Raw genomic sequence first — 26801 nt, 5'->3', positions numbered from 1 at the left:
AGGAGCATGCCGACCACGGCAACCGCCGCCACACGGCGCAAGAAGTCGTCTCGTCGCGATGACGAGGCGCCCCTCATCCCGATCCTCGCGCGCAAGGTGCGCGAGATCGAGGCCAAGTCCCAGCGCGGAAAGCTGGGACCGACCAACCGCGTCAAGTTCCAGGTGATCGCGTTCCTGGTACGCGAAGAGCGCGCCAGGGTCAAAGCGGATGCCGACATCGGTGATGCCGCACGCGCCGAGCTGCTCAAGCGGCTCGACGGCGTCGCGACCATCCTCGCCAAGACGGCGGCGCGCGACACGTCGCTCATCCAGCTGCTCGAAGCGGACCAGGCGACCTCGCCGGTCGCCAAGCGCATGCGCCGCGACTGGCTGCTCGAGTCCGGTGCGGAGCTCGCTCCGGAAGAGTTGATCATCGCCGATGCCGCGCCGGTTCAGATCTCCGTCGTTCCTGCGGCGATCGCCGAGCGTCAGGTGACCCCGCCGTCGGTCGAGGCCCGCCAGCTCGCGAACCCGTTCCTCGCCCCCGATCTCACGCCGCGCGTGACCACCACCCCGCGCCGTCGCCTCGACGGCTGGGAGCTGATGGGCCCGCTGTACAAGGCGTTCGAGACCGGTGCGGGCGGCTCGGCCGCCAGCATGGAGCTGCCTCCGGCACCCGAGTACGACCACATCTCGCCGAAGGGTCTCGAGGTGATGGTGCATCAGTCCCGCTTCCTCGAGGCGGTTCGCGACGGGCATCGCAGCTTCCTCCTGGCCGATGAGCCCGGCCTGGGCAAGACCGCCCAGTCGGTTCTCGCCGCCTCGGTCGCGGGCGCCTACCCGCTCCTGGTCGTGGTCCCGAACGTCGTCAAGATGAACTGGGCGCGCGAGGTCGAGCGGTGGACGCCGCAGCGGCGTGCGACCGTGATCCAGGGCGACGGCGACGACATCGACGCCTTCGCCGACATCTTCATCGTCAACTACGAGATCCTCGATCGGCATCTCTCGTGGCTGTCGTCGATCGGACTGCGCGGCATGGTCGTCGACGAGGCGCACTTCATAAAGAACCTGTCGTCGCAGCGCTCGCAGAACGTGCTGTCGTTGGCCTCTCGTGTGCGCGAGCGCGCGCCCGGCGGGAAGCCGCTCATGCTGGCCCTGACCGGTACGCCGCTGATCAACGACGTCGAGGACTTCGACGCGATCTGGCGGTTCCTCGGCTGGACCACGGGGGAGAAGCCCGGTCCGGAGCTCATGGAGAAGCTCGACGCGACCGGATTCACTCCGGCCGACAAGGCGTTCTACCCCGAGGCGCGCGACGCCGTCATCTCGATGGGGATCGTCCGCCGCAAGAAGAAGGACGTCGCAGCCGATCTGCCCGACAAACTGATCGCCGATCTCCCCGTGCAGCTCGACGACGAGTTCGGGCGGAGCATCCGCCAGGCCGAGCGCGAGCTGGGGGAGCGTCTCGCCGCCCGCTACCGTCGGATCATCGAGGCCCGTGGCGATCGCGGCCTCGCGCCGGGCGAGATCGACGACGACATCGTGCGTCTCGTCGCCCAGAACGAGCTCGAGGAGTCGAAGGCAGCCGGAACCGGGGGCGACAACGTCTTCACCATGGTCCGGCGTATCGGCCAGGCCAAGGCGTCGCTCGCAGCCGACTACGCCGCGCAGCTGCAGCGCTCGGTGGGCAAGGTCGTGTTCTTCGCGAAGCACATCGACGTGATGGATCAGGCGGAGGCGCACTTCGCCGCCGCGGGCATCCGCTCGGTCTCGATCCGTGGCGACCAGACGACGACGGTCCGTCAGCAGGCGATCGACGACTTCAACGGCGACCCCGAGGTCGGCATCGCGGTCTGCTCCCTCACCGCAGCGGGCGTCGGTCTCAACCTGCAGGCGGCGTCGAACGTCGTGCTCGCCGAGCTGTCGTGGACGGCGGCCGAGCAGACGCAGGCTATCGACCGCGTGCACCGCATCGGTCAGGACGAGCCGGTCACCGCGTGGCGCATCATCGCCGCGCACACGATCGACACGAAGATCGCCGAGCTCATCGATCAGAAGCAGGGCCTGGCCGCTCGTGCGCTCGACGGCGAGGCCGTCGACGATGCGGCAGCCGAGCCCGTGCAGCTCGGGGCGCTCATGCATCTGCTACGGGAGACGCTGCGCAGCGCGTGAAAAGTCGTTAAGAATCGCGATTCTTGATTGCGATTCGAGGGCAGAGAAGGGCCATTCGGAGAAGTTGTGCCGGATGGCCCTTTTTCGTCGGCAAGATCTCCGGTTTTCGACATGCTCGAATGGCGCTCGACGGGCGCATGGCACTAGTGTCGATCGCAGGCAGCGTCGCCTTTCCCCTTTCCTTCTCCCGAGCGTCTGAGGCAACAGCATGAAGATCGGAATCCTGACGAGCGGTGGCGACTGCCCCGGACTCAACGCGGTGATCCGCGGCGTCGTGCTCAAGGGCACGACCACTTACGACATGGAGTTCGTCGGCATCCGCGACGGCTGGCGAGGGGTCGTCGACGGCGACTTCTTCCCGCTCACGCGCCACGAGGTCAAGGGCCTCTCGAAGGTCGGCGGAACGATCCTCGGCACCAGCCGGACGAACCCGTACGAGGGGCCGCGGGGCGGCGCCGAGAACATCGCGAAGACGCTCGCGGCGCACAACATCGACGGCATCCTGGCGATCGGCGGAGAGGGCACGCTCGCGGCCGCCAACCGTCTCGCGAACGACGGCATCAACGTGATCGGTGTGCCGAAGACGATCGACAACGATCTGCGAGCGACCGACTACTCGTTCGGCTTCGACACCGCGGTGAACATCGCCACCGATGCCATGGACCGTCTGCGCACCACCGGCGATTCGCATCAGCGCTGCATGGTGGCCGAGGTCATGGGTCGCCACGTCGGGTGGATCGCACTGCACGCGGGTATGGCCGCCGGCGCGCACGTCATCTGCATCCCCGAGGTGCCGATGTCGATCGACGAGATCACCGCTCTCGTCTCGAGCGCGCACGACCGCGGTCGTGCGCCGCTCGTCGTCGTCTCCGAGGGCTTCACGCTCACCGGGATGGACACCGCGTACAGCGACAAGGGGCTCGACGCGTTCAACCGTCCCCGCCTCGGTGGCATCAGCGAGGTGCTCGCCCCCGAGATCGAGCGCATCACCGGTATCGAGACGCGTTCGACGGTGCTCGGACACATCCAGCGCGGAGGGTCTCCCTCCGGATTCGACCGGGTCCTCGCGACACGCCTCGGCCTGCACGCGGCGGATTCGCTCGTCGCCGAGTCCTGGGGCCGCATGGTCTCGCTGCGCGGCACCGACATCGTCGAGGTGCCGTTCGCCGAGGCGCTGGGCGAGCTGAACACGGTTCCCCGCAGCCGCTATGACGAGGCCGCAGCGCTCTTCGGCTGAGCGCGTCAGGTCGAATCAGACGATCGCGCCGCATCGGGCCGCTCCTCAGCGGAACGGACCCATACGGCGCGATCGCCTTCTCTTTGCGCGGTCAGTCGGCGAGGCCGAGCGTGTCGAGCAGCCAGGCGAGCTCGAACGCACGCTCGCGCCAGGAGTTGTAGCGCCCGCTGACCCCGCCGTGCCCGGCGACCATCTCGCACTTGAGCAGGACGTCGGAGGCTCCGGCCTCCCGCAGACGGGCGACCCACTTCGCCGGTTCGACGTAGAGGACGCGCGTGTCGTTGAGTGACGTCACCGCGAGGATGCACGGGTACTGCACGCCGTCGCGGACGTTCTCGTACGGCGAGTAGGACTTCATGTACGCGTAGACGTCGGCGTCGTGGAGTGGATCGCCCCACTCGTCCCACTCGATGACGGTGAGGGGGAGCGACGGATCGAGGATGGTCGTGAGGGCGTCCACGAACGGGACGGCGGCGAGCACGCCGGTGAACAGTTCGGGAGCGAGGTTGGTGACGGCGCCCATCAGGAGTCCGCCGGCGCTGCCGCCCTCGGCGACCAGGCGGTCGGGAGCGGTCACCCCGGTGTCGACGAGGTGACGCGCGCTCGCGACGAAGTCCGTGAAGGTGTTGCGCTTGTGCAGCAGCTTGCCGTCCTCGTACCACTGGCGGCCCATCTCGCCGCCGCCGCGCACGTGCGCCACGGCGAAGACGACGCCGCGATCGAGTTCCGACAGGCGGGCCACCGAGAACCCGGGATCGATCGAGTGCTCGTAGGAGCCGTAGCCGTAGAGGTGCAGAGGGCGCGGAGTTTCGCCCGGGGCTCCGAACGCCTTCTTCCACACCAGCGAGATCGGCACTCGGGTGCCGTCGTCGGCCGTCGCCCAGTCCCGCCGCTGCCCGTACTCGGTCGGGTCGTAGCCGCCGAGCACGGTGACGCGCTTGCGGAGCAGCAGCTCCTTCGTCGCGAGGTCGAGGTCGTACACGGTGCCCGGAGTGACGAACGACGTGTATCCGAGGCGGAGGAAGGGGGAGTGCCACTCCGGGTTGCCGCTCACTCCGGCCGAGTACAGCGGTTCGTCGAAGGGGATGTCCGCGACGGCGTCCGTCGTGTAGTCGAGCAGACCCACCCGCTCCAGGCCTTCCGCCCGGTACTCGACCGTCGCGAAGTCGCGGAACGCATCGACGCCGAGCAGCCGCCGACCGGGCTCGTGCGGCAGGATGATGCGTCGCGCGCCCTGGGGTGCATCGGCCGCGACCGAGACCAGTTCGAAGTCGAGGGCATCGTCGTTGTGGAGGATGAGCAGCCGGTCCTCACCGTCGACGACCGCGTGCTCGATCGAGTACTCGACGCCTTCGGCGCGCGGCCAGACGATCCGCGGCTCCGCCGTGAGAGGCCCCGCGAGATCCACCAGGTACTCCTCGCTCGTGATGCTCGAGCCGACGCCGATGACCAGGTACTTCCGGCTGCGGGTGATGCCCGCGCCGAGCCAGAACTTCTCGTCGGGTTCGTGGAACAGCTGGACGTCCTCGGACACCGGGGTTCCGAGCGCGTGCAGCCAGAGAGTGTCGGGACGCCAGGCGTCGTCGCGCGTCGTGTAGAGGATGGCCGAGCCGTCGGGCGTGAAGAATGCGCCGGCGGTGTTCGGGATCTCGTCGGCCAGGGTCTCGCCGGTGGTGAGGTCGCGCACACGGATCGTGTAGACCTCGTCGCCCTCGAAGTCGGTCGACCAGAGCAGCTTCGTCGCGTCGTCGGAGGTGTCGAACGCTCCGAGGGAGAAGAACTCGTGACCCTCGGCCTCGACGTTCCCGTCGAGGAGCACGACCTCGCCGGGAACGGCGACGTTCGGCGTCAGCTGCGGGGGAGTCCAGTCGTCGGCGTCGGCCGCCGCACGGCAGTGGATCGGGTACTGCGCCCCCTCGACCGTGCGGCTGTAGTACCACCAGCCGCCGCGGCGGGTCGGCACCGAGAGATCGGTCTCCTGCACGCGGCCCTTGATCTCCTCGAACAGCGTCTCGCGGAGTCCGGCGAGGTGCGCGGTCTCGGCATCCGTGTGCGCGTTCTCGGCCTCGAGGTGCGCGACGACCTCGGGGGACTCCTTCTCGCGCAACCATTCGTACGGGTCGTCGAACGTGTCGCCGTGGTGGGTGCGGAGGGTCGAGCGTCGGTCTGCGATCGGGGCGTTGGTCACCGCTCCACGCTATCCCAGGTCGAGTTGACCGGCACCGGGGACGGTGGGAGGATTCAACGGGGCCGGTTAACGGAAGTCAAACCCACGGTGAACTCTTCGTTCGTCACGTCGATCTCGTCGACATCTCCCTCTTCCTCAACGACCGAAAGCGAACGGTGGAAACCGCAGCCCTCCTCGTCGTGCTGGTGATCCTGCTGGCACTCTTCTTCGACTTCACCAACGGCTTCCACGACACCGCGAACGCCATGGCCACGCCCATCGCCACCGGTGCCCTCAAGCCCAAGACCGCCGTGCTCCTCGCGGCGGTGCTGAACCTCGTCGGCGCCTTCCTGTCGACCGAGGTCTCCAAGACCGTCTCGCACGGGATCATCCACGAGGACGGCATCCAAGCCGCCGTCTTCCTGCCGATGATCTTCGCCGGGCTCATAGGCGCGATCACCTGGAACATGCTCACGTGGCTGCTCGGGCTGCCCTCGAGCTCGTCGCACGCGCTGTTCGGCGGTCTCATCGGCGCCACGCTGGTGGGCGTGGGCGTGCAGGGCATCGACTTCGGGATGGTGCTGTCGAAGATCATCCTTCCCGCTCTGATCGCGCCGGTCACCGCCGGGATCATCGCCTTCGTCGCCACCAAGGCGGCGTACTCGATCACGCGTCGCTACGACGGCAAGCCCGACGGCCGTGACGGTTTCCGCTGGGGGCAGATCTTCACGTCCTCGCTCGTCGCACTCGCGCACGGAACCAATGACGCGCAGAAGACGATGGGTGTCATCACCCTGGCCCTCATCACCGTGGGATGGCAGAACGCCGATCAGGCCGACCCGTACCTCTGGGTGATCATCGCCTGTGCGGTGACGATCGCTCTCGGCACGTACCTCGGCGGATGGCGGATCATCCGCACCCTCGGCAAGGGCCTCACCGACGTGAAGCCGGCGCAGGGCTTCTCGGCCGAGAGCGCGACGGCGGCCACGATCCTCGCCTCGAGCGCATTCGGCTTCGCGCTCTCGACGACGCAGGTCGCCTCCGGCTCGGTGATCGGTTCCGGTCTGGGCCGCCGCGGGTCGACGGTGCGCTGGCGGACGGCCGGTCGCATCGCGATCGGCTGGCTCCTCACGCTTCCGGCCGCCGGCGCGGTCGGCGCGCTGGCCGCGCTCATCGCGCTCTGGCTCGGAGGCTGGGGCATCGCGATCGACGCGGTCCTCGCCCTCGCCGTCATCATCGGGCTCTTCCTGCGCTCGCGGCGTGACGCGGTCACGCCCGCGAACGCGATGAGCGATGTGGCCGAGTCCGGCCTCGCGATCGATCTGCCGGATGCCCCGCCGCCCACGCGGCGCCAGCAGCGGATCGAGCAGGCTAAGGCCGAGGCGAAGGCCCGCAAGCAGGCGAAGGCGGATGCGCGAGCGCAGGGCAAGAACGGCACGCGCACGAAGAGCACGACCGCGGTCCGCGACGAGGCCAGCACCGAGAAGGGAACGGGCGAATGAGCGTCTCCATCGATTGGCTCGCCTTCTTCCAGGTGTTCGTCGCGGCGCTGATCGGCGCCGTCGCGATCGTCACCTTCTACGCCTTGGGTCTGCGCCTGCTGGTGCGCAGCGGACACGCTCCTGTCGTGAGCCCCGCGGAGTTCACGGACGCGATCACGGTCATCACCGAGAAGGACCTCCGGCGAGCCGAGAAGCAGGCCGCCAAGGCGGCGCGCAAGAGCCCGCTCACCGACGGGCAGAAGCGCCTGTCGCTCGTCGGTGCGTACGGATGCTTCGCCCTCTGCGCGCTCGCGGTCGTCGCCGGCATCATCATCATCGTCGTCGGCCACTGACGGCCCAGGGCGCTCCGGCGTCCCACCCCCGTCGTAGGCTGGTGCCATGCCAGGGCCCTACGTCTTCGGTCGGCATCAGCCGGCGTCGCACACGATCATCCATGTCAGCGACCCGCACTTCCTTGCCGGAGGCGCGCGCTTGGGCGGGCGCTACGACGTCGACGACACGTTCGCGCGCACGCTGGTCGCCATCCGAGCGGTTCACCCCTCTCCGGCAGCGATCGTCCTCACCGGTGACCTGACCGATCTGGGGGGAGCCCGACGCCTATCGTCGCCTGCGTGCCGCGGTCGAGCCGGTCGCCCGGGAACTCGGGACGCGGGTGATCTGGGTCGCGGGCAACCACGACGAGCGACCCGCGCTGCGGGAGGGACTGCTGGACGCGCCCGCGACGGAGGAGCCCGTCACGGGTGTCTGGGAGATCGACGGCCTGCGCATCATCGCGCTCGACACCTCGGTGCCCGGCTGGCACCACGGCGACCTCGACGACGGCCAGCTCGCCTGGCTCGCCGACGTTCTGCGGACCCCTGCTCCGCAGGGCACGCTGCTGGCCATGCACCACCCGCCCCTGCCGAGCCACCTCCCGCTGTTCGACATCCTCGAACTGCGCCATCAGGAGAAGCTCGAGGCCGTGATCCGGGGGAGTGATGTACGCGGCATCCTCGCCGGCCACCTCCACTACTCGTCGACCGGGGTGTTCGCCGGGGTGCCCGTGAGCGTCGCCTCCGCCACCTGCTACACCATGAACGTGGCGCGTCCGGCGGCCGAGGTCAACGGGATGGATGCCGCGCAAGCGTTCAACCTCGTGCACGTCTACCCCGACACCATCACGCATACGGTCGTGCCGGTGACGACGGCGCCCACCGGCGAGTACTTCTCGGAGGCGTGGCTCGAGAAGATGGCGGCGCTGGATCCCGAGGCGCGTCTGGAGGCGTTCTCGCGGAAGCCGACGCGCTGATGCGGTGCCCCGAACGCGGCGAAGGCGCGGGCGTAGACTGGAGTCATCCCCCACTCCACTCATTCGCCACGACCCACAAGGATGTGACATGGCATCTGCCGCGCCGACCCTGACCCGTACTGAGACCGACTCCCTCGGGAGCATGGAGATTCCCGCCGACGCGTACTGGGGCATCCACACCGCCCGCGCCGACGAGAACTTCCCGATCACGAAGCGCCCGATCTCGGTCTACCCGGATCTCGTTCGCGCCCTCGCGATGGTCAAGCAGGCCAGTGCCCGCGCGAATCGCGAGATCGGAGTGCTCGATCCGGAGCGGGCGGATCTGATCGACCGCGCGGCCCAGCGCGTCATCGACGGCGAGTTCCACGACCAGTTCACGGTCGGGGTGATCCAGGGCGGTGCCGGCACCTCGACGAACATGAACGCGAACGAGGTCATCACCAACATCGCGCTCGAGATGGCGGGACACGAGAAGGGCGACTACGCGTTCCTCTCGCCGATCGACCACACCAACCGCAGCCAGTCCACCAACGACGTGTACCCGACCGCCGTGAAGATCGGCCTGTCGCTGACCCTGCGGGCGCTGCTCGAGGAGCTCGACCTGCTGCGCCGATCGTTCCTGGCGAAGTCGGGGGAGTTCCACGACGTACTGAAGGTCGGACGCACGCAGTTGCAGGACGCCGTGCCGATGACGCTCGGCCAGGAGTTCCACGGTTTCGCGACGACCCTCGGCGAGGATCACAGCCGGCTCACCGAGAACGCCTCGCTCATGTTCGAGATCAACATGGGCGCGACGGCGATCGGCACCGGCATCACGACCCATTCCGACTACGCGCCCGCCGTCCTCAAGCACCTGCGTGAGATCACCGGCCTCGACCTCGAGACCGCCACCGACCTCGTCGAGTCGACGAGCGACACCGGTGCGTTCATGTCGTTCTCGTCGTCGCTCAAGCGCAACGCCATCAAGCTCTCGAAGATCTGCAACGACCTGCGCCTGCTCTCGTCGGGACCGCAGGCCGGTTTCGGCGAGATCAACCTTCCCGCCCGCCAGGCGGGCTCGAGCATCATGCCGGGCAAGGTCAACCCCGTGATCCCCGAGGTCGTCAACCAGGTCGCCTTCGCCGTCGTGGGCGCGGACATGACGGTGACGATGGCGGTCGAGGGCGGGCAGCTCCAGCTCAATGCCTTCGAGCCGGTGATCGCGCACTCGATCTTCCAGTCGATCACCTGGATGCGCCAGGCGATGTGGACCCTCCGGGTGAACTGCGTCGACGGCATCACGGCCAACCGCGACCGCCTCGGGACCATGGTGGGTGCCTCGGTCGGCGTGATCACGGCGCTCACCCCCTTCATCGGGTACGCGGCCGCGGCAGCGCTCGCGAAGACCGCTCTGCTCACCAACCGGAGCGTCGCCGACCTGGTCGTCGAGGCCGGCCTCATGTCGCGGGAAGAGGTCACCAAGCAGCTGTCGCCCGCGCGTCTGTCCGGACTCGAGGCCGTCACGGCCGCGATCCCGATCATCCCGACCGACGATCTCATCGAGATCTGAGCAGAGACGGAAGAAGGGCGGATGCTTCGGCATCCGCCCTTCTGTGATTCCGCGTCCCGACGACGATCAGTCGAGGATGCGGCAGTGCGTCGTGAGTTCGCCGATGCCGTCGATGCCGACGGTGACGGTCGAACGGTCGCGGAGGAAGATCTGCGGATCGCGGGAGTAGCCGGCACCGCCCGGGCTGCCGGTGGAGATGAGCGTGCCGGGCAGCAGCGTGAGCGACTGCGAGAGGTGCGCGATGAGCGTCGCGACCGAGCGCACCATCTGGCCGGTCGTCGCGTCCTGCACGGTGTGACCGTCGACGACGGTCCAGATGTGCAGATCCTGCGGGTCGGCGATCTCGTCGGCGGTCACCGCGAAGGGACCCGTCGGAGTGAAGCCGTCGAAGGACTTGCAACGCGACCACTGCGCCTCCGCGAACTGGATGTTCCGCGCGGTGATGTCGTTGACGACCGTATAGCCCCAGACGTGGGAGAGTGCGTCGCTCGCCGCGACGTTCTTCGCCGGGGTGCCGATCAGAACACCGAGCTCCGCCTCGTAGTCGACCGCTTCGCTGAGCGCGCGGGGCCAGGAGGTCGTCTGCTGGTGACCCGTCAGCGAGTTCGGCCACAGGGTGAAGACGGTCGGTGCGGCGTCGGTCTTGAGACCCAGCTCGCTCGAGTGGGCCGCGTAGTTCAGTCCCACGGCCAGCACGGCCGGGGGCGCCAGAACCGCCGAGGCGAACGACCAATCGGCGAGCGGATGCCGGGGCGCGGCCCCGTCGGCGAGGGCGGAGCGGAGCAGGTCGAGTGCGGTGTCCCCGCGTTCGATGAGCTGCTGCAGCGTCGCCGGAGCGTCGGTGAGGAGGTCGGAGACGAGGATGGCGTCGGCGTCTTCCACCACGGCGAGAACCGCAGAGGGGGAATCCGGACGGCGCAGATGAGCGAACCGCATGCCTCTACGCTACCCGGTGGCTGCGCCCTGTCCGCGGAGGCGTCCGGTATACCGCTACGGGCACCGCTGCGGCCTCTATGCTCGTGGCTATGAGTTTCGGAGGACCGTCCCAGCCGCAGCAGCCCTCGCCGTACACCCCGCCGCCGGCCCCGCAACAGCCTCCCGCTCCGCAGCAGCCCGCGGCGGTTCAGCAGCCTCCCGCTCCGCAGCAGCCTCCCGCTCCGCAGCAGGCGCCGGCCCCCCAGTTCTCGCAGCAGCAGTACGCGCAGTCGGCGTACACGCCCCGGCAGTTCTCGCAGCAGCCGGCCTATGCCTCCGCTCTCGCGCAGCCGACGCCGTACACTCCGCCCGCTCCGGCCGCGCCCTCTCCCGCCGAGGGGCTGCCGGCGCTCCCCGTGCCGACGCGCAAGGGGCGCAGCGTATCGATCTGGCTCTTCGGATTCCTCGGGCTGCTCCTCCTGGCGCTGATCGGGTACTTCGTCGTGGCACTCGGGCCCTCGGCATCCGTCATCGGGCTGGTGCTCGCGCTCATCCCGCTCGCGATCGTGTTCCTCGGCGTGAGACTGATCGATCGATGGGAGCCCGAGCCCAGGAGTCTCGTGATCTTCGCGATCGCGTGGGGTGCCGTCGCTGCGGTCGGCCTCACACTGCTGGTCGATCTCGCGCTCACCTTCGCCTTCGGTTTCCGCGCGGAGGAGCTGGCCGCGGTCGTGCAGGCGCCCATCGTCGAGGAGTTCTGGAAGGGATTCGGCGTCTTCCTCATCTTCCTGGTGGCACGTCGCGCGTTCGACGGTCCGATCGACGGCGTCGTATACGGCGCGCTCGTCGGCGCGGGGTTCGCGTTCACCGAGAACATCCAGTACTTCGCGATCAGCCTGATCGAGGGTGGGGGAGAGCAGCTCTCGGTGACCTTCGTCGTACGCGCGCTCCTCTCTCCGTTCGCCCATGCGATGTTCACGTCACTGACGGGACTCGCGATCGGACTCGCAGCACGCCGTCACTCCTCGGCATGGGCGGCCCTCGGCGCGGGGCTCCTCGGCCTGCTGGGCGCGATCCTGCTGCACGCGTTGTGGAACGGATCCGCGACCTACGCCGACTTCTTCCTGCTGTATTTCACGCTGCAAGTCCCGCTGTTCGCCGGCTTCATCATCGGCATCGTCGCGCTGCGCCGGGAGGAGGCGCGACTGACGAAGGCGCGTCTGAGCGACTACGCGGCAGCGGGGTGGTTCACTCCCGAGGAGGTCACGATGCTCGCGACACCGGCGGGGCGCAAGGTCGGAATGGCCTGGGCGGCGCGTTTGCGTGGAGATCGTCGACCCCTGATGCGCGAGTTCATCAAGGACGCGACGACGCTGGCATCCGTCCGCCAGCGGGCGATCACCGGACGGGATCCGCTCGCGTCGGACGACGAGCGCGCGCTCCTCATCCGCACCCGCGCGACGCGCGCCGCGCTGCTCGCGTACTGAGCGATCCGGGGTGGGACCCCGCCCCCAAACAGACTCAGCGCCCGGTGCTGCGGCGATGCCTGCATGTCTCCCGGGCGCTGAGTTGGCTTGAAACCAGGGTGCACCCGCCTCCCGGGAGTGTCAAGGGCGACTTCGTAGGGTGTTCGCTGTGAGCAGGTGCGGTCGCGTTGACCGGTCGGCGTCCACTCGGGTTGGATGGAGTCATGACTGATCGTACGAAGCCCGAGTTCGACGCCCCCACCGGTCCTGCCCCCGCAGAGCTGGTCATCCGCGACATCATCGAGGGTGACGGCACCGAGGCCAAGCCCGGCGACACCGTCACCGTGCACTACGCCGGTGTCGAGTTCGAGTCCGGCGAGGAGTTCGACTCCTCGTGGGGCCGCGGTGAGACCATCCAGTTCCCCCTGCGCGGCCTGATCCAGGGCTGGCAGGACGGCATCCCCGGCATGAAGGTCGGCGGCCGTCGCGAGCTCACCATCCCGCCGCACCTCGCCTACGGACCGGCCGGGGGCGGGCACTTCCTCTCCGGCAAGTCGCTGATCTTCATCATCGACCTCGTCGCCGTCGGCTGATCCCACGACGTTCACGAAGACGCCTCGTCCCGTTCGCGGGCGGGGCGTCTTCCGTTGCACTCAGGAGATTCTTATTCATGGGAATATATCTTTCGAGAGCACGGTTCCCTTTCCTGTCGCCATTCGAGCGGCCCCCACGTCCCAAGGAGATCCCATGACCAGCATCGACATCCCCGGCTACCGCCCCGGCACCTACGTCCTCGACCCCTCCCACAGCGAGGTCACCTTCAGTGTCCGTCACATGATGATCTCGAAGGTGCGCGGCACCTTCGGCGTGAAGAGCGCGACGCTGACCGCTCCCGAGAACCCGCTCGAGACCACGGTCGAGGCGAGCGTCGACGTCTCGTCCGTCGACACGAAGGACGAGGGTCGCGACCAGCACCTGCGTTCGGCCGACTTCTTCGACACCGAGAACTTCCCGACCATGGACTTCGTCTCCACCGGTGCCCGTGCCGAGAACGGCGAGCTGTACGTCGACGGTGACCTCACCATCCGCGGCATCACCAAGCCCGTCAGCTTCGAGGTCGACTTCGGTGGCTTCGGTTCCGACCCGTGGGGCAACTACAAGGCCGGCGCGTCGGCCAAGGCCGTCATCAACCGCGAGGACTTCGGCCTGACGTGGAACGCCGCCCTCGAGACCGGCGGCGTGCTCGTCGGCAAGGACGTCACGATCAACCTCGACCTGCAGGCTGCACTGCAGCAGGACTGATTCGCGTGCGATGAGGACCCCGGGCCGTTCACGGCTCGGGGTTCTCTGCGTCGTAGTCGTGGAAGCGCGCGCTGCGCCGCACGAGTGCGGCGACCAGCGCGATCACGATCACCCCGCCCAGCACGGGCGGGAACCAGAGCGCTGTGAACGTCGAGAGGGTGCCTGCGTACAGCGCGCCGACCCGGGGCCCGCCCGCCACGACGACGATGAAGACGCCCTGGAGGCGGCCGCGCATGGCATCGGGCACCGCCGCCTGCATCATGGTGTTGCGGTAGATCGAGCTCACGTTGTCGGCCGCTCCGGAGAACGCGAGCGCGATGCACGCCACGACGATGAGGGCGATGTTCGGTGCGGCCTCGGAAGCCGGCGGGAGGAAGACGCCCGTGAGCAGGACGATCCCGAACGCCAGGATCGACGCGCCGTACGCCTGGACGGCACGGGCGATGCCGCGTCCGTGCCAGCGGTACTGCACCACGCGGCCGGAGAACAGGCTCGAGGCGAAGGTGCCCAGTGCGACGGCGGCGGTGAGGAGGCCCGTCGTCACGGCGCCGCCGCCCAGCAGGATCGTGCCGAGGGCGGGAAAGAGCACGAGCGGCTGGCCGAAGGTCATCGCGATGATGTCGACGATGTACTGCATGCGGATGTTGCCGGCCCGTCGGAGGAATCGCCAGCCATCGACGAGGGAGGCCAGTCCGGGGCGCACGATGTCGCCTTCGGGGCGGAGTGCGGGCAGGGTCCAGAGTCCGAGGAACATCGACAGCATGAGGACGACGTCGATCGTGTAGGTCCATCCGTACCCGGTCAGGGCGACCAGGATCCCGGCGAGAGCCGGGCCCGCCATGACGGTGAGACCCATCGAGATCCCGTTCAGAGCGGATGCCGGCGCGAGCAGGTCGCGCGGGATCAGGCGCGGAACGATGGCGGTGCGGGTCGCCATGCCGACCGAGTTCGCGGCGGCGGTGATCATGCTCAGGGCGTAGAGCCACCAGATCGTCTCCGAGCCGGCCCACGTCAGCGCGGCGAGCAGCGCTGTGGACGCGAAGGTGACCGTCGCGGCGATGAGTGCGACGCGTCGTCGGTCGAACGCGTCGGCGAGCATGCCGCCGTAGAGTCCGGCGAGGATCATCGGGATGAGCCCTGCGACCGCGATCATCGAGACCGCGAAGGTGCTGCCGGTGAGGCTGAACACGTGCAGCATCACGGTGACGAGTGTCAGCTGCCCGCCGATGCCGGCGAGGGCCGATCCGATCCACATCCGAGCGAACGCGGGGCTCGCCTTCAGAGGGGAGAGGTCGATGAGATGTCCGCGTGATCCGCTCATCGCGATGCCTGGCCGTGCTGCACCTCTCGAGCGTATCCGAGGGGGAACGGGTGGGCGCGGATCGCGGTCGTCGGCAGGGGGCTGGGGCTGGTAGACTCTTCAGGTTGCCGTTTGATCGGCCGCGGATAAAGAGAGCCCTCGCATCAGGCGTCGGGCGCCGCGCAACAAGCTGAAAGGGGATCGAATCTATGGCACTCGAAGCAGACGTCAAGAAGGCGATCATCGAAGAGTACGCGACGCACCCCGGTGACACCGGATCCCCCGAGGTGCAGGCCGCAATGCTGACGCAGCGCATCAAGGACCTCACCGAGCACCTGAAGGAGCACAAGCACGACCACCACTCGCGTCGTGGTCTGTTCCTGCTCGTCGGTCAGCGCCGTCGTCTCCTCGGCTACCTCCAGAGCGTCGACATCGAGCGTTACCGCTCGCTGATCGCTCGCCTGGGTCTTCGCCGATAAGGCAGAGCACGCCAGCGTACAATCGCGCAGAACATTCTTGAGAAGGCCGCCCCAGGTGTGGGGCGGCCTTCGTCATTTCCCGGAGGGGTTGATCTCGCTCCCGCTTTCCCGTAGGAAAGTAAGAAGCTTTCCCCGTGGAAAGCGGAGGAGGTCGAATCATGGACCAGAAGCCCGTCGCGGGCCAGGAGGCGCTCGTTCCGCCCGATGCGGAGACTGCCCGACGGTATCTCGAGGAGGCGCGAGCGGTGACCGGTCGTCGGCAGCGCGCCGTCGATCGGCGGGCGCTCGCTCGGTTGCAGATCGTCAGTGCGGTGGTCACGGCCGCCTTCCTCGTGGCCAGCGTGATCGCACTTCGCCGGCCAGCGGACGGCGGAGCGCAGGCCCTTCTGTTCGCCTTCCTCGTCTACGGTCAGATCTTCAGCGGCTCCGCTCAGCGCAGCGGACTGCAGTGGCGTTTCACCCGCGGGCAGTGGCCGTTGGTGGTCTCCGGTGCAGCCGCGATGGTCCTTGCACTCGTCGCCTTCGGGTTCGCCGTTTTCGTGCCCGACGTTCCGTGGTGGGTGACGGTGCTCCCCGGCGCACTCGTCCTCCTCGTCTTCGGCGGGTACGGGGCCGTGCGACTGGCGCGCGCGTCGAGCGACCCGCCCGGACCGGACGTACCCCGCGTGCCTCTACCGAGGGGTGCCCGTGTCGGCACGCTCGGCGTCGGTGTCGTTCTCGGAGCGCTCCTGATGCTCTCCGTCGCCCCGGCGGGCGTCCTCGCGAGCGTGCTCCTGCTGCTGCTCGCCCTGTGCGTGCTCGCCTGGTTCTGCGCCGGTGCGACCGATCTCGGTCTTCCCGCCATCGGTGCGCTCTGGCGGTGGCCGCACGAGGTGGGTCTCGCGATCGGCTTCACCCTTCTGGTCGGGCTGACGGTCTTCGACGTCGGGCGCGCGGAGGGTGGAGCGACGGCGGGTGTGATCGCCGGATGCGGCGTCGTGCTGCTCTTCGTCGGATTGACGTTCGTGCCGGGGCGTGGCGCGCGTGGCTGACCGGTCCGCCCATCCGCGCACGCGACTCGATGACAACTTCGCGTCGCCGCTCCGGTTCTCGCTGTTGGCGACGCTGAGTGAGGGAATCGAACTCGACTTCGCGACGCTGCGCGAGATCCTGCAGTGCGCCGATTCGCCGCTGAGCAAGTCGATCAGCCACCTGCACGCCGCAGGTTACGTCACGGTGCGCAAGGCGAGTCTGGGGAGCAGGCAGCGAACGTGGGTGCGCTCGACCGGCGAAGGGCGGGAAGCCTTCGCCGGTCATCTCCAGGCGTTGCGGGAGATCGTCGCACTCGGCGGCGGCGCACCGCTGTGAGAGTCAGGCGTTGGCGCCCACGAGGTCGGCATGATGGATCGCCGCGACGTCGGGGTGTGCGCGCAGCCGCGACTTGAGCGCGTTCTCGCCGTAGAGAGCGTGGATCGGGTTGCTCGGATCCTCGGTCACCCCCGTGGCCTCGGCGGCGAGATCGGCGGGGAGCTCGATCAGCGGCAACCGCTTGTCGAGCGCGGGGTTGAAGAAGAACGGGATCGAGATGCGCTCGTTCGGCGCCTGCGGAGAGACGACGCGGTGGTTGGTGGCCTTGAGATAGCCGCCGGTCGCGTACTCGAGGAGCTCGCCGATGTTCACGACGAAGGCTCCGGGCACCGGGGGAGCGTCGACCCACTCGCCGTCGCGCTCGACCTGCAATCCGCCCTTGCCGGGCTCGACCCACAGCAGCGTGAGCACACCGGAGTCCTTGTGCGCACCGACGCCCTGCTGGGGTTCCGGCTCATGCGTGCCCGGGTAGCGGACGATCTTGATCAGGGTGGAGGGTTCACCGAAGTGCTCGTCGAAGTACGACGAGTCCGCACCGAGGGTCTCGGCCCACGCGCGCAGGAGCTTGCGCGCGACCTCCGAGAGGGTCGCGTGCCACTCGGCGACGATCTCCTGCAACTCGGGCTGCGCGGCGGGCCAGAGGTTCGGTCCGATGAGGCGGTTGAACGCCGGGCCGCCGTCGATCGCGTCGCGCTCGGGGCCGATGTCGATCTGCTCGCGCCAGTCGACCTTGCCCTGCGTCCGCTCGCCACCGATGCGCGTGTACCCGCGGAAGTGCGGGCTGTTGACGTTCTCGATCGCCAGCTTGTCGGCCTCGGGCAGTGCGAAGAAGTCCAGCGCGGCCCGGTGCAGGCGTGCCTCGAGGGCGGGGGAGATGCCCGTGCCGGTGAGGTAGAAGAACCCGACGTCGTGCGTGGCGGCGCGCAGGTCCTCGCGGAAGCGCGCGGCGGCCGCGGGTCCCTCGTCGAGCTGGGAGAGGTCGAGGATCGGGAGCGAGAGTTCTGCCATGGCACGAGAGTACGTCGCCGCCGCGCCGGGACGGGCGTGTGTTGCGGAGGATTACCGCGGTGCTAAAGTCTCGTAGGTAAGGGATGCCTTACCTCAGTAATATTCTGCAGAGAGATCCCTCCGTGCTCGCCACTTTCCTCATCGGCCTCCGTGAAGGCCTGGAAGCCGCCCTCGTCGTCGGCATCCTCGTCGCCTACCTCGGACGACTCGGCCGGCGTGACGTGCTGCCGCGGCTGTGGGGCGGCGTCGGCCTCGCGGTCGCCCTCGCGCTCGGCATCGGCGCCGTCCTGACCTTCGGGGCGTACGAGCTCACCTTCGTGGCGCAGGAGCTGATCGGCGGGCTGCTCTCGCTGCTCGCGGTCGCCATGGTGACGTGGATGATCTTCTGGATGCAGAAGGCCGGGCGCACGATGAAGGCCACGCTCGAGGGCGGCATCGACCGTGCGCTCACGCAGGGCGGGCTGTGGGCCCTCGTCGCGATCGGCTTCGTCTCGGTCGCCCGCGAGGGGATCGAGACCACCCTGCTGCTGTGGTCGATGGTGCAGTCGTTCGGCGACGCGCCCTCCGCTCTGCTCGGAGCACTCCTCGGACTCGCCGCCGCGGTGGTGATCGGTGCCCTGATCGCGCGCGGTGCCGTGCGCCTCGACCTGCGGCGCTTCTTCGCCTGGACCGGCGGCTTCCTGGTGATCGTCGCCGGAGGCGTGCTCGCCTACGCGTTCATGGATCTGCAGGAGGCCGGGGCGCTCCCCGGACCGTTCACGGCCGCCGCCCCCATCGATGCGGTGACCGGTGCCGTGGCCGTCGGCTGGCAGGCGTTCCCGTTCGGGTGGGCGTTCGACGTGACGTCGGCGATCGCTCCCGGCAGCGCGTGGGCCGCCATCCTGCAGGCCACCGTCGGCTTCATGCCGCGGATGACCTGGCTGCAGGTGACCGCCTGGGCCGTCTACATCGCGGTCGTCGGCTTCCTCTTCGTGCGCGGTCTCCGCTCGCGTCGTCCCTCGGCATCCGCCCCGCTCGTCTCGTCGAACGCCGCGGACGCATCGGTTTCCTCACCCACACAGCAAGGAGCAGCATGACCACCTCCCACCGGATCCTCGGCGCCGTCGCCGCGACGGGCGCGGCCGCGCTCGTGCTCAGCGGCTGCGTCGCGAAGAGCGATGTCACCGCCGGCGCGGCCTTCGACGTCTCATCGACCGACAGCGCCTGCTCGGTATCGGGCACCACGGCCGAGAGCGGCACCCTGACGTTCGAGGTCACCAACGACAGCGGTCAGGTCTCGGAGTTCTACCTGCTCGCCGACGACGGGCTGCGAATCGTCGGCGAGGTCGAGAACATCGCGCCCTCCGCCTCGCGCACCCTGACCGTCGTGGCGCAGCCGGGCGACTACTTCACGCTCTGCAAGCCCGGGATGATCGGCGAGGGCGTCGGCAAGTCGGCGTTCACCGTCACCGGTGAGCGCGTCACGGTCGACGGTCCCGACGCCGAGCAGAAGCAGCAGGCCGTCGACCTCTACGCCGCCTTCGTGAAGGACCAGGTCGGCCAGCTCGTTCCTGCGGTCGAGGACCTCGTCGCCGCATACGAGGCAGGCGATGACGACACCGCTCGGAGCCTCTTCCCCCTCACGCGCGCCTTCTACGAGCGCATCGAGCCGGTCGCCGAGGCGCTGGGCGACCTCGACCCGCGCATCGACTACCGCGAAGTCGACGCCGTGGCCGAGGGGCTCGACTGGACGGGCTTCCACCGCATCGAGAAGGACCTCTGGGTTCCCGCGCAGGACGCCTTGAACGCGGACGGCGAGACGCCGGCCTGGCAGGATTGGGCGCCGTCGACGACCGAGGAGCGCGCCGACTTCGGCGACCTGCTGCTCGCCGACGTGCAGGAGCTGTACGACTACGTGCACTCCGACGACTTCACCGAGACGCTCGACGATCAGGGGATCGGCGGAATCTCCAACGGCGCCATCGCGCTGCTCGACGAGGTCGCGACGGGCAAGATCTCCGGCGAGGAGGACTGGTGGTCGGGCACCGACCTCTACGACTTCGCCGCGAACGTCGAGGGATCGAAGATGGCGTTCTCGCTGGTGCAGGACTTCGCCGAGGCGCAGGGCGACGACGGGGCCGCGCTCGTCGCGGAGATCGAGTCCGGCTACGCGGCGCTCGAGGAATCGCTCGCGGCGCACGGCTCGCTGACCGACGGCTTCGTCGGGTACTCCGAACTCACGGATGCCGACAAGCGCGAGTTCACCGACCTCATCAACGCGCTCGCCGAGCCGCTCTCGCAGCTCACCGGCACGGTTCTCGACTGAGCACCGGGATCGACGGAAGGGTACGATCACGCACGTGAACGACACAGGAGCGGATGCCCCGGCCGACTCGTCCTCCGACGAGGCGGTGGCCGCGGCATCCGCGCCGACCGGCCTCAGCCGCCGGGGCCTGCTCGGCCTGGCGATCGGCGGAGGAGTCGCGGGCCTGGCCGTCGGTGCGGGCGCCGGGCTGTCCGGCGGCGTCGCCCTCGGGCGCGCACGGGCCGCCGAGGACGCCCTCGCCGCCTATGACTTCTTCGGGGAGCATCAGGCGGGGATCACGACGCCGGTGCAGGATCACCTGCATTTCGCGTCGTTCGACATGATGCCGCGCACGGATCGCGACGATCTCGTCTCACTCCTGCAGGACTGGACGTACGCGGCATCGCGCATGACCCAGGGCCTCGACGTCAGCGCGACGGGAGCGGTCGGCGGGTCGGCGGAGGAGCCGCCGGACGATACCGGCGAGGCGCAGGGCCTCCCTGCTTCCGGGCTCACGATCACGATCGGCTTCGGTCCCGGTCTGTTCGAGAACGAAGACGGCGACCGGTACGGGATCGCCGCGTCCCGTCCCGCCGCTCTCGAACGGCTGCCGGCCTTCCTCGGCGACGACCTCGACCCGCAGGCGTCGCACGGGGACCTCTGCATCCAGGCCTGCGCCGACGATCCCCAGGTGGCCGTGCACGCCATCCGCAACCTCAGCCGCATCGCCTTCGGCCGCGCGCGTCTGCGCTGGTCGCAACTGGGCTTCGGCAAGACCTCGCGCACGACAGCGGCGCAAGCCACTCCGCGCAATCTCTTCGGATTCAAGGACGGCACCGCGAACATCCTCGCCGACGACACCGCCGCGCTCGACGCCCACGTCTGGGTCGCGGACTCCGACGAACCGGCCTGGATGGCGGGCGGGTCCTACCTCGTCGCCCGCAAGATCGCGATGCTCATCGAGACCTGGGATCGCGTGCGGCTGTCGGAGCAGGACACGATCATCGGAAGGGACAAGGGGGAGGGTGCGCCGCTCTCCGGGGGCACCGAACTCACCGAGCCCGACTTCTCCGGATCCGCGATCGACGCCAACGCGCACGTGCGGCTCGCCCACCCCGACCAGAACGACGGCATCCGGATCCTGCGGCGCGGCTACAACTACGTCGACGGGAACAACGACCTCGGACGGCTGGACGCCGGGCTCTTCTTCCTGTCGTACCAGCGCGACCCCGCGCAGTTCATCACGCTGCAGCGCCGGCTGTCGACCGACCTCATGAACGAGTACCTGCGCCACGTCGGCTCGGGGATCTGGGCGATCCCACGCGGGGCGACCGCGGGGTCGTACATCGGGGCGGAACTCTTCGCCTGATCCGCCGCCCGGCGAGCGGCGGAGCGGGTCACTCCGCGATCATGCGCATGATCGCGGCGGTGGCGGCATCCGCCCCGAAGTGATCCTCGGCGGTGATCGTGACGACGGCGTCGCCGGCGAAGATCAACAACTGCCCGTGTGCGCCGTGCAGGCGCCATCCCGCGCCCGGCCCGTCCCACCCGGCCAGGGCGTACCTCTCGTAGCCGGGGTTCTGGCCGCACGCGACCCACTCGGAATGCATCCGGTCGATCCAGTGCGCGTCGATCAGGCGGTGCCCCTGCCACTCTCCACGATCTCGGATGAGGCGTCCGATCCGGGCCATCTCCTCGGTGCGCAGGAAGAGTCCGCCACCGGCGACGATCCGGCCGTTCGGGCAGTGCTCCCACTCCGTGTCGACGATGCCGAGCGGCGCGAACAGGCGCGGTTCGAGGTAGGCGTGCACGTCGCCCACGTGCTCGGCGAGCACGCGCATCGCCGTGTACGTGCTCGCGTTCGAGTACTGGAAGGCGCGTCCGGGCGTCGGTCGGCGGAGGAACTCCGCCGCGAGGTCGGGCCAGTCCGTCATCATCGTCTCCGACCACGGGAGATCGATTCCGCTCGACATGGTGAGCAGGTCGCGCAGCGTGACCTCCTCGACCCCGGCGCCGAGCTCCCATCCGGGAAGGGAGGCCGCCACGGGTGCGTCGACGGAGATCAACCCTTCGTCGGCGGCGATGCCTGCGGCGAGCACGCACACGCCCTTGGCGACCGACTGGATGTCGATCCGGTCGTCGGGCGCCCAGCGATGCTCGGCGGTCTCGTCACCGACGAGGACGTGCAGACCGAGGGCGCCGAACCCGTCGGTCTCGATCTCATCGACGATGCGGTCGCGGAGGGTCGAGGCTCGGGTCACGTCGTCCAGGCTATCGCGGCCGTCGCGAGCCGGTCGGGTCGTTGCGCCGTCCCTCGCGGGAGGTCAGTTCGGGGTCGCGGAAGAGCCACTTCGGTCGCGGCTCGACGAGGGGGCGGAACACCCGTCGGACGGGCTTCGTGGCCAGCGCGAGCGCGACGACGACCGAGAGCAGTGTGACGAGCGGCAGCCAGATCCAGGTGGGTTCGAGGTCGCGCAGGATGCCGGACTCGCGGAACGGGTAGAGAACGAAGGAGTGCAGAAGGAAGACGTACATCGTGTACTGGCCGAAAGTGGTCCACCAGTACGTGCCGCGGGGGATCAGCGCGAAGAACGCCGCGCACAGCAGCACTGCGAGCAGCATCAGCGCGATGCGCACACCGCCGGCCCACCACTGCTCGCCGCCGAGCCCGAGGTCGGCGTAGGAGTCCTCGTAGAAGAGCCAGTGGCGCAGATCGAACTCCTGCCAGAACGGGAGCCAGTTCCAGGCCGCCCACCCGGTGCCCGCGAGCACGGCGACCGCGACGACCCTGATCCACCACGGGCGGAAGTCGAGCAGGCGCAGACGGGCTACGACGTCCCGTTCGCGCAGCCACCAGCCGAGGGTGAAGAACGGCAGGAGGCCGAGGGTGCGCGAGAGCGAGAAGGTGCTGTCGATGTTGGGGAGGTAGCCCACGCCGATCGAGATCGCGACGGTCCAGAGCAGCGGCCAGCGCAGCAGCGCGAGGTAGGGGAGGACGAGGCGGAAGATCCCGAGGGCGAGGAGGAACCAGAGGGTCCAGGACGGCTGCGTCGGATTGGGGTTCGCCTGGCCCTCGACGAGCCACTTCGTGAGCGTCCAGAGCGTCTCGAAGATGATGTACGGCAGGAGGATGTCGGTGATCACCCGAGCCATCTGCGTCTTGGTCGGCGAGCCCGACTTCGAGAAGTATCCCGAGATGATCGCGAACGCCGGCATGTGGAAGGCGTAGAGGGCGAGGTAGAAGGCGAACGCGATGTCGGAGTCGTAGATGAGACGCTGGATCGCGTGGCCCAGCACCACCAGCACGATGCAGGCGTAGCGTGCGTTGTCCCAGAACGGGACGCGGCGTCGGGGGCGCGGAGTGGTTCCTGTCGCCGGCGGTGTGGAGTCCGCTCCGGTGGTGCTCATCCTCCGAGGCTACCGCCGGGAATAAAGTTGGTGCGATCGCGTTGACTCATATACATTCAAGTGAATAGAACCGGGTGCAATCATCGGGTTCGGAGAAGTTGGAGAGAAATCATGAGCGAGCAGTCAGGGGCACCCGCGATGCAGTTCGGCATCATGTCGGTGAGCGACATCACGCGCGACCCCACCACCGGAGTGACGCCGAGCGAGCAGGAGCGCATCAGGGCGACGCTGGCGATCGCGAAGCACGCCGAAGAGGTCGGCCTCGACGTCTTCGCCGTCGGCGAGCACCACAACCCTCCGTTCTGGTCGTCCAGCCCCACCACGTTCCTCGCCGCCCTCGCGGCGCAGACCGAGCGCCTCATCGTCTCCACCTCGACGACGCTCATCACGACCAATGACCCCGTGCGCATCGCCGAGGAGTACGCGATGCTCCAGCACGTGTCCGACGGTCGGATGGACCTCATGCTCGGGCGCGGTAACACCGGCCCCGTCTACCCCTGGTTCGGCCAGGACATCCGCCAGGGTCTGCCCCTCGCGATCGAGAACTACGCGCTGCTGCACAAGCTGTGGCGCGAGGACGTCGTCGACTGGGAGGGCAAGTTCCGCACGCCGCTGCAGGGCTTCACCTCCACCCCGCGCCCGCTCGACGGCATCGCGCCGTTCGTGTGGCACGGATCGATCCGCACGCCGGAGATCGCCGAGCAGGCCGCGTACTACGGCGACGGCTTCTTCGCGAACAACATCTTCTGGCCCAAGGAGCACTACCAGCGCCTGATCGAGCTGTACCGCCAGCGCTACGCCCACTACGGCCACGGCACGCCCGAGCAGGCGATCGTCGGTCTCGGCGGACAGGTCTTCATGGCGGCCAAGTCGCAGGACGCGGTGAACCAGTTCCGCCCCTACTTCGACAATGCACCGGTCTACGGTCACGGTCCGAGCATGGAGGACTTCACCGAGATGACTCCGCTCACGGTCGGATCGCCGCAGCAGGTCATCGACCGCTACGCCGGCATGCGCGACCACTACGGCGACTACCAGCGTCAGCTGTTCCTGATGGACCACGCGGGTCTCCCGCTCAAGACCGTCCTCGAGCAGCTCGACATCCTGGGTGGCGAGGTCGTGCCCGTCCTGCGCAAGGAGCTGGCGGAGAACCGTCCGGAATCGGTGCCGGATGCTCCGACGCACGCCGCGCGAGTGAAGGCGGAGTTCGGCGACGGACCCACCCGCCAGGCCCGCCCGGGCGCGAACCGCGGAGACAACCTCACCGGCGACAGCCCCTACCAGGACACGCCGGCCCCCGCCGGTGCGTCGTTCGGCCTCGGCCGCAAGGAGGCGTGAGATGACCTCGCGTCGGATCGCCGTCGTCTCGGCCGGACTCTCGAACCCGTCGTCCACACGGATGCTCGCGGATCGTCTCGCAGCCGAGACCGTGAGAGAACTCGCCGCTCGCGAGATCGATGCGACGGTCGACGTGATCGAACTGCGCGACTACGCGCACGACATCACGAACAACCTGCTCACGGGGTTCGCTCCTCCCGCCCTCGAGACCGCGATCAACACGGTCGTCTCGGCGGACGCCCTCATCGCGGTGACGCCGATCTTCTCGACGAGCTACTCGGGACTCTTCAAGTCGTTCATCGACGTGCTCGACCCCGACGCGCTCACGGGAAAGCCGGTGCTCATCGGTGCGAATGCGGGCACGGCCCGTCACTCGCTCGCGATCGACTACGCCATCCGGCCGCTCTTCGCCTACCTCCACGCCGACGCGGTCTCGACCGGCGTCTTCGCGGCCTCGAGCGACTGGGGCGGCGCGGGTGACGACGTCGCCCCGCTCGCCAAGCGCGTCGAGAAGGGTGCGCGCGAGCTGGCCGACGTCATCGCTCGCCGGGAGGCAGCGGTCGCGACCGATCCGTTCGACCCCGCGACCTACCTCGGCGAGGGACGCTCGTTCGGGCACATGCTCGGAGGCCTCGCCGGCGAGTGAGCGCGGGGCATGACGCCATCGACAATGTCCGTGGGGCATCGTACGGTGGCGTCATGTCAGCCTCCGAAGCAATCGCCGCCCTCCGTCGTTCGTTCGCGGGGCGGATGCTGCTGCCCGACGATGCCGGTTTCGACGCCGCACGAGCGCCGTGGAACCTCTCGATCGATCAGCACCCCGCGCTGGTGGCGAATCCTCGAGACGTCGACGATCTCCGGGCGCTGCTCGTCGCGGCTCGCGAGACCGGGATGCCCCTCGCGGTGCAGCCCGGCGGTCACGGGGCGGGGAGCGATGTGACCGGGGCGATCCTGGTGCGCATGGCCGACTTCGACATGCTCGACATCGACACGGCCGCAGGGACCGCCGTCGTCGGTGCCGGTGTGCGGTGGGGGCGCGTGATCGAGGCGCTCGAGGGCTCGGGATGGGTCGCTCCGGCGGGGAGCAGCCCGGTCGTCACCGTGGCCGGTTACACGCTCGGCGGCGGTCACTCCCTGTTCAGCCGCACGGCGGGTCTCGGGTCCGACAACCTGCGTGCCGCGTGGGTGCTGCGCCCCGACGGGCGCCACGAGCGCGTCGACGACGGGAGCGACACCGATTTCATGTGGGCACTGCGCGGCGCGGGCGGGGTCGTCGGCATCGTCACGGCGCTCGAGATCGATCTGGTGCCCGCCCCCGCCGTCTGGGGCGCGACGCTGGTCTTCGACGTCGCGGATGCCGAGGCGGTCCTCCGCGGTGTGCGCGACCTGGCCCCGATCGCACCGCCGACGCTGAACGCGTCGGTCACGTCGACCCGCATGCCCGACGCGCCGCAGCTGCCCGAAGCGATTCGCGGCAAGAGCTTCGTGACGGTGCAGCTCATCTCGACCGCGGGCCCGGCCGATGATCTGCTCGAGCGCCTACGGAGCGTCGCGCCCGTGCAGCGAGAGGCGGTGGGGGAGACCTCTCCCGTCACCATCGCTGCGCAGTCGGGGGAACCGACCGAGCCCACGCCGAGCCGTGGTGCCTCGGCGGCGCTGGCCAGTCTCGACGACGACACGATCGATGCGCTCCTCTCGTTCCATCGGCACGACGACCAGTGGCCGGTGATCGGAATCGAGTTCCGCATGCTCGGAGGGGCGCTGGCAACACCGCGGCGCGCGGGATTCGCCGGTCTCGAATCGGCCGGATGGCTCGTGTACGCGCTCGCTCCGCTGTTCCCGGGCGCTCCGGTTCAGCCCGGTGATGCGAGCCTCGCGCGTTTCCGCGAGATCGTCGCCCCGGCATCCGCCGAGCGCACGGTTCCCACCTTCCTCACGCCCGGGCAGACGCTCGCCGGGGCGGCGACCGGCGAGGCGCTCGCACGCCTGCGTGCGGTGCGGGAGCGGTTCGACCCGGATGGCCTCCTCCACCACGGACGTCTTCCGCGCTGAGCGCCCCG

General features: G+C 69.0%; 23 protein-coding genes and 1 pseudogene. 18 read left to right on the top strand and 6 right to left on the bottom strand.

From position 1 onward, the window contains the following. The first annotated feature begins 6 nt into the window (after window positions 1–6). Complete coding sequence (locus WFJ97_RS03875; RefSeq protein ID WP_336640530.1) at window positions 7–2151, top strand: DEAD/DEAH box helicase; 2145 nt, start codon at window positions 7–9, stop codon at window positions 2149–2151. 208 nt (window positions 2152–2359) lie between these two features. Continuing rightward, a complete protein-coding gene (locus tag WFJ97_RS03870) occupies window positions 2360–3388 on the top strand; it encodes an ATP-dependent 6-phosphofructokinase (RefSeq protein ID WP_336640529.1) in 1029 nt (342 codons plus the stop codon). 91 nt (window positions 3389–3479) lie between these two features. Here WFJ97_RS03870 and WFJ97_RS03865 read toward each other — a convergent pair whose 3' ends face one another. After that, on the bottom strand, window positions 3480–5576 hold the full coding sequence (locus WFJ97_RS03865) for a S9 family peptidase (RefSeq protein ID WP_336640528.1): 2097 nt from the start codon (window positions 5574–5576) through the stop codon (window positions 3480–3482). Window positions 5577–5731: 155 nt separating this feature from the next. On the opposite strand from WFJ97_RS03865, the gene WFJ97_RS03860 reads away from it, so the two are divergent. The 4 genes and pseudogenes from WFJ97_RS03860 to WFJ97_RS03845 all read left to right on the top strand — a co-directional run bounded on the left by WFJ97_RS03860 (window position 5732) and on the right by WFJ97_RS03845 (window position 9894). Next, window positions 5732–7057 carry an inorganic phosphate transporter gene (locus WFJ97_RS03860; RefSeq protein WP_336640527.1) on the top strand — a complete coding sequence of 442 codons (1326 nt, stop codon included), beginning with the start codon at window positions 5732–5734 and terminating at the stop codon, window positions 7055–7057. Next, window positions 7054–7389 (top strand): peptidase, encoded by a 336-nt coding sequence (locus tag WFJ97_RS03855; RefSeq protein WP_247622743.1) that lies wholly within the window; start codon window positions 7054–7056, stop codon window positions 7387–7389. Before WFJ97_RS03860 ends, WFJ97_RS03855 begins: the two co-directional genes overlap by 4 nt. Before the next feature lie 46 nt (window positions 7390–7435). Continuing rightward, a pseudogene (locus tag WFJ97_RS03850) lies at window positions 7436–8345 on the top strand (phosphodiesterase). 88 nt (window positions 8346–8433) lie between these two features. After that, entirely contained in the window at window positions 8434–9894 is a 1461-nt protein-coding gene (locus WFJ97_RS03845; RefSeq protein ID WP_247622741.1) for an aspartate ammonia-lyase, read from the top strand. A 66-nt stretch (window positions 9895–9960) separates the two neighbouring features. Here WFJ97_RS03845 and WFJ97_RS03840 read toward each other — a convergent pair whose 3' ends face one another. Further along, window positions 9961–10830 (bottom strand): fumarylacetoacetate hydrolase family protein, encoded by an 870-nt coding sequence (locus WFJ97_RS03840; RefSeq protein ID WP_336640526.1) that lies wholly within the window; start codon window positions 10828–10830, stop codon window positions 9961–9963. A gap of 89 nt (window positions 10831–10919) precedes the next feature. Here WFJ97_RS03840 and WFJ97_RS03835 point away from each other — a divergent pair, with 89 nt between their 5' ends. From WFJ97_RS03835 to WFJ97_RS03825, 3 genes are all read left to right on the top strand, one after another. After that, window positions 10920–12296: a PrsW family intramembrane metalloprotease gene (locus WFJ97_RS03835; RefSeq protein WP_336640525.1), complete on the top strand. Its 1377-nt coding sequence runs from the start codon at window positions 10920–10922 to the stop codon at window positions 12294–12296. Window positions 12297–12499: 203 nt separating this feature from the next. Beyond that, window positions 12500–12868 (top strand): FKBP-type peptidyl-prolyl cis-trans isomerase, encoded by a 369-nt coding sequence (locus WFJ97_RS03830; RefSeq protein WP_247622738.1) that lies wholly within the window; start codon window positions 12500–12502, stop codon window positions 12866–12868. Between the two features lie 154 nt (window positions 12869–13022). Then, a complete protein-coding gene (locus WFJ97_RS03825; RefSeq protein ID WP_247632403.1) occupies window positions 13023–13577 on the top strand; it encodes a YceI family protein in 555 nt (184 codons plus the stop codon). Between the two features lie 28 nt (window positions 13578–13605). Here WFJ97_RS03825 and WFJ97_RS03820 read toward each other — a convergent pair whose 3' ends face one another. After that, window positions 13606–14898 carry an MFS transporter gene (locus tag WFJ97_RS03820; protein WP_336640524.1) on the bottom strand — a complete coding sequence of 431 codons (1293 nt, stop codon included), beginning with the start codon at window positions 14896–14898 and terminating at the stop codon, window positions 13606–13608. Window positions 14899–15086: 188 nt separating this feature from the next. On the opposite strand from WFJ97_RS03820, the gene rpsO reads away from it, so the two are divergent. From rpsO to WFJ97_RS03805, 3 genes are all read left to right on the top strand, one after another. After that, window positions 15087–15356, top strand: a complete 270-nt coding sequence (gene rpsO / locus WFJ97_RS03815) for a 30S ribosomal protein S15 (protein ID WP_017203073.1) — start codon at window positions 15087–15089, stop codon at window positions 15354–15356. A gap of 158 nt (window positions 15357–15514) precedes the next feature. Next, window positions 15515–16387, top strand: a complete 873-nt coding sequence (locus WFJ97_RS03810; protein ID WP_336640523.1) for a hypothetical protein — start codon at window positions 15515–15517, stop codon at window positions 16385–16387. Next, window positions 16380–16703: a transcriptional regulator gene (locus tag WFJ97_RS03805; protein ID WP_336640522.1), complete on the top strand. Its 324-nt coding sequence runs from the start codon at window positions 16380–16382 to the stop codon at window positions 16701–16703. The genes WFJ97_RS03810 and WFJ97_RS03805 overlap by 8 nt, the downstream gene beginning before the upstream one ends. A gap of 3 nt (window positions 16704–16706) precedes the next feature. Here the strand turns inward: WFJ97_RS03805 and WFJ97_RS03800 are convergent, their stop codons facing one another. Next, a complete protein-coding gene (locus WFJ97_RS03800) occupies window positions 16707–17711 on the bottom strand; it encodes an isopenicillin N synthase family dioxygenase (RefSeq protein ID WP_336640521.1) in 1005 nt (334 codons plus the stop codon). Window positions 17712–17833: 122 nt separating this feature from the next. Here WFJ97_RS03800 and efeU point away from each other — a divergent pair, with 122 nt between their 5' ends. Genes efeU through efeB form a run of 3 tightly spaced genes read left to right on the top strand, consistent with a single transcriptional unit; the run spans window position 17834 to window position 21364 of the window. After that, window positions 17834–18787, top strand: coding sequence for an iron uptake transporter permease EfeU (gene efeU / locus WFJ97_RS03795; RefSeq protein ID WP_336640520.1), 954 nt, complete (start codon window positions 17834–17836; stop codon window positions 18785–18787). Further along, window positions 18784–20016, top strand: coding sequence for an iron uptake system protein EfeO (gene efeO / locus WFJ97_RS03790; RefSeq protein ID WP_247632397.1), 1233 nt, complete (start codon window positions 18784–18786; stop codon window positions 20014–20016). Before efeU ends, efeO begins: the two co-directional genes overlap by 4 nt. A 34-nt stretch (window positions 20017–20050) precedes the next feature. Further along, on the top strand, window positions 20051–21364 hold the full coding sequence (gene efeB / locus WFJ97_RS03785) for an iron uptake transporter deferrochelatase/peroxidase subunit (protein WP_442928377.1): 1314 nt from the start codon (window positions 20051–20053) through the stop codon (window positions 21362–21364). A gap of 28 nt (window positions 21365–21392) precedes the next feature. On the opposite strand, the gene WFJ97_RS03780 is transcribed toward efeB, so the two are convergent. Further along, entirely contained in the window at window positions 21393–22256 is an 864-nt protein-coding gene (locus WFJ97_RS03780) for a serine hydrolase domain-containing protein (protein ID WP_336640519.1), read from the bottom strand. Between the two features lie 10 nt (window positions 22257–22266). Beyond that, entirely contained in the window at window positions 22267–23403 is a 1137-nt protein-coding gene (locus WFJ97_RS03775; RefSeq protein ID WP_247622728.1) for an acyltransferase family protein, read from the bottom strand. A gap of 111 nt (window positions 23404–23514) precedes the next feature. Here WFJ97_RS03775 and WFJ97_RS03770 point away from each other — a divergent pair, with 111 nt between their 5' ends. The 3 genes from WFJ97_RS03770 to WFJ97_RS03760 are packed head-to-tail and all read left to right on the top strand — an operon-like array spanning window position 23515 to window position 26793. After that, the gene (locus WFJ97_RS03770) at window positions 23515–24741 is read left to right on the top strand and encodes an LLM class flavin-dependent oxidoreductase (RefSeq protein ID WP_336640518.1); all 1227 of its coding nucleotides are present in this window, start codon (window positions 23515–23517) and stop codon (window positions 24739–24741) included. A 1-nt stretch (window position 24742) separates the two neighbouring features. Next, window positions 24743–25387, top strand: a complete 645-nt coding sequence (locus WFJ97_RS03765) for an FMN reductase (protein WP_336640517.1) — start codon at window positions 24743–24745, stop codon at window positions 25385–25387. Between the two features lie 53 nt (window positions 25388–25440). After that, the gene (locus WFJ97_RS03760) at window positions 25441–26793 is read left to right on the top strand and encodes an FAD-binding oxidoreductase (protein WP_336640516.1); all 1353 of its coding nucleotides are present in this window, start codon (window positions 25441–25443) and stop codon (window positions 26791–26793) included. Window positions 26794–26801: the final 8 nt, after the last annotated feature.

Source organism: Microbacterium sp. USHLN272 (assembly GCF_037149655.1).
In the GTDB taxonomy this organism is placed as follows: Bacteria; Actinomycetota; Actinomycetes; order Actinomycetales; family Microbacteriaceae; genus Microbacterium; species Microbacterium galbinum.
The sequence above is the reverse complement of the archived record's forward strand: the minus strand, read 5'-3'. Positions and strand labels throughout refer to the sequence as shown.

What these genes read in the sequence shown, in the direction of transcription:
- WFJ97_RS03825 (WP_247632403.1), top strand. Translation starts at nt 13,023, where the DNA reads ATGACCAGCATCGACATCCCCGGCTACCGCCCCGGCACCTACGTCCTC.
- WFJ97_RS03875 (WP_336640530.1), top strand. Translation starts at nt 7, where the DNA reads ATGCCGACCACGGCAACCGCCGCCACACGGCGCAAGAAGTCGTCTCGT.
- WFJ97_RS03760 (WP_336640516.1), top strand. Translation starts at nt 25,441, where the DNA reads ATGTCAGCCTCCGAAGCAATCGCCGCCCTCCGTCGTTCGTTCGCGGGG.
- WFJ97_RS03775 (WP_247622728.1), bottom strand. Translation starts at nt 23,403, where the DNA reads ATGAGCACCACCGGAGCGGACTCCACACCGCCGGCGACAGGAACCACT.
- WFJ97_RS03855 (WP_247622743.1), top strand. Translation starts at nt 7,054, where the DNA reads ATGAGCGTCTCCATCGATTGGCTCGCCTTCTTCCAGGTGTTCGTCGCG.
- rpsO (WP_017203073.1), top strand. Translation starts at nt 15,087, where the DNA reads ATGGCACTCGAAGCAGACGTCAAGAAGGCGATCATCGAAGAGTACGCG.
- WFJ97_RS03835 (WP_336640525.1), top strand. Translation starts at nt 10,920, where the DNA reads ATGAGTTTCGGAGGACCGTCCCAGCCGCAGCAGCCCTCGCCGTACACC.
- efeO (WP_247632397.1), top strand. Translation starts at nt 18,784, where the DNA reads ATGACCACCTCCCACCGGATCCTCGGCGCCGTCGCCGCGACGGGCGCG.
- WFJ97_RS03810 (WP_336640523.1), top strand. Translation starts at nt 15,515, where the DNA reads ATGGACCAGAAGCCCGTCGCGGGCCAGGAGGCGCTCGTTCCGCCCGAT.
- WFJ97_RS03830 (WP_247622738.1), top strand. Translation starts at nt 12,500, where the DNA reads ATGACTGATCGTACGAAGCCCGAGTTCGACGCCCCCACCGGTCCTGCC.
- WFJ97_RS03820 (WP_336640524.1), bottom strand. Translation starts at nt 14,898, where the DNA reads ATGAGCGGATCACGCGGACATCTCATCGACCTCTCCCCTCTGAAGGCG.
- WFJ97_RS03770 (WP_336640518.1), top strand. Translation starts at nt 23,515, where the DNA reads ATGAGCGAGCAGTCAGGGGCACCCGCGATGCAGTTCGGCATCATGTCG.
- WFJ97_RS03765 (WP_336640517.1), top strand. Translation starts at nt 24,743, where the DNA reads ATGACCTCGCGTCGGATCGCCGTCGTCTCGGCCGGACTCTCGAACCCG.
- WFJ97_RS03870 (WP_336640529.1), top strand. Translation starts at nt 2,360, where the DNA reads ATGAAGATCGGAATCCTGACGAGCGGTGGCGACTGCCCCGGACTCAAC.
- WFJ97_RS03800 (WP_336640521.1), bottom strand. Translation starts at nt 17,711, where the DNA reads ATGGCAGAACTCTCGCTCCCGATCCTCGACCTCTCCCAGCTCGACGAG.
- WFJ97_RS03840 (WP_336640526.1), bottom strand. Translation starts at nt 10,830, where the DNA reads ATGCGGTTCGCTCATCTGCGCCGTCCGGATTCCCCCTCTGCGGTTCTC.
- WFJ97_RS03845 (WP_247622741.1), top strand. Translation starts at nt 8,434, where the DNA reads ATGGCATCTGCCGCGCCGACCCTGACCCGTACTGAGACCGACTCCCTC.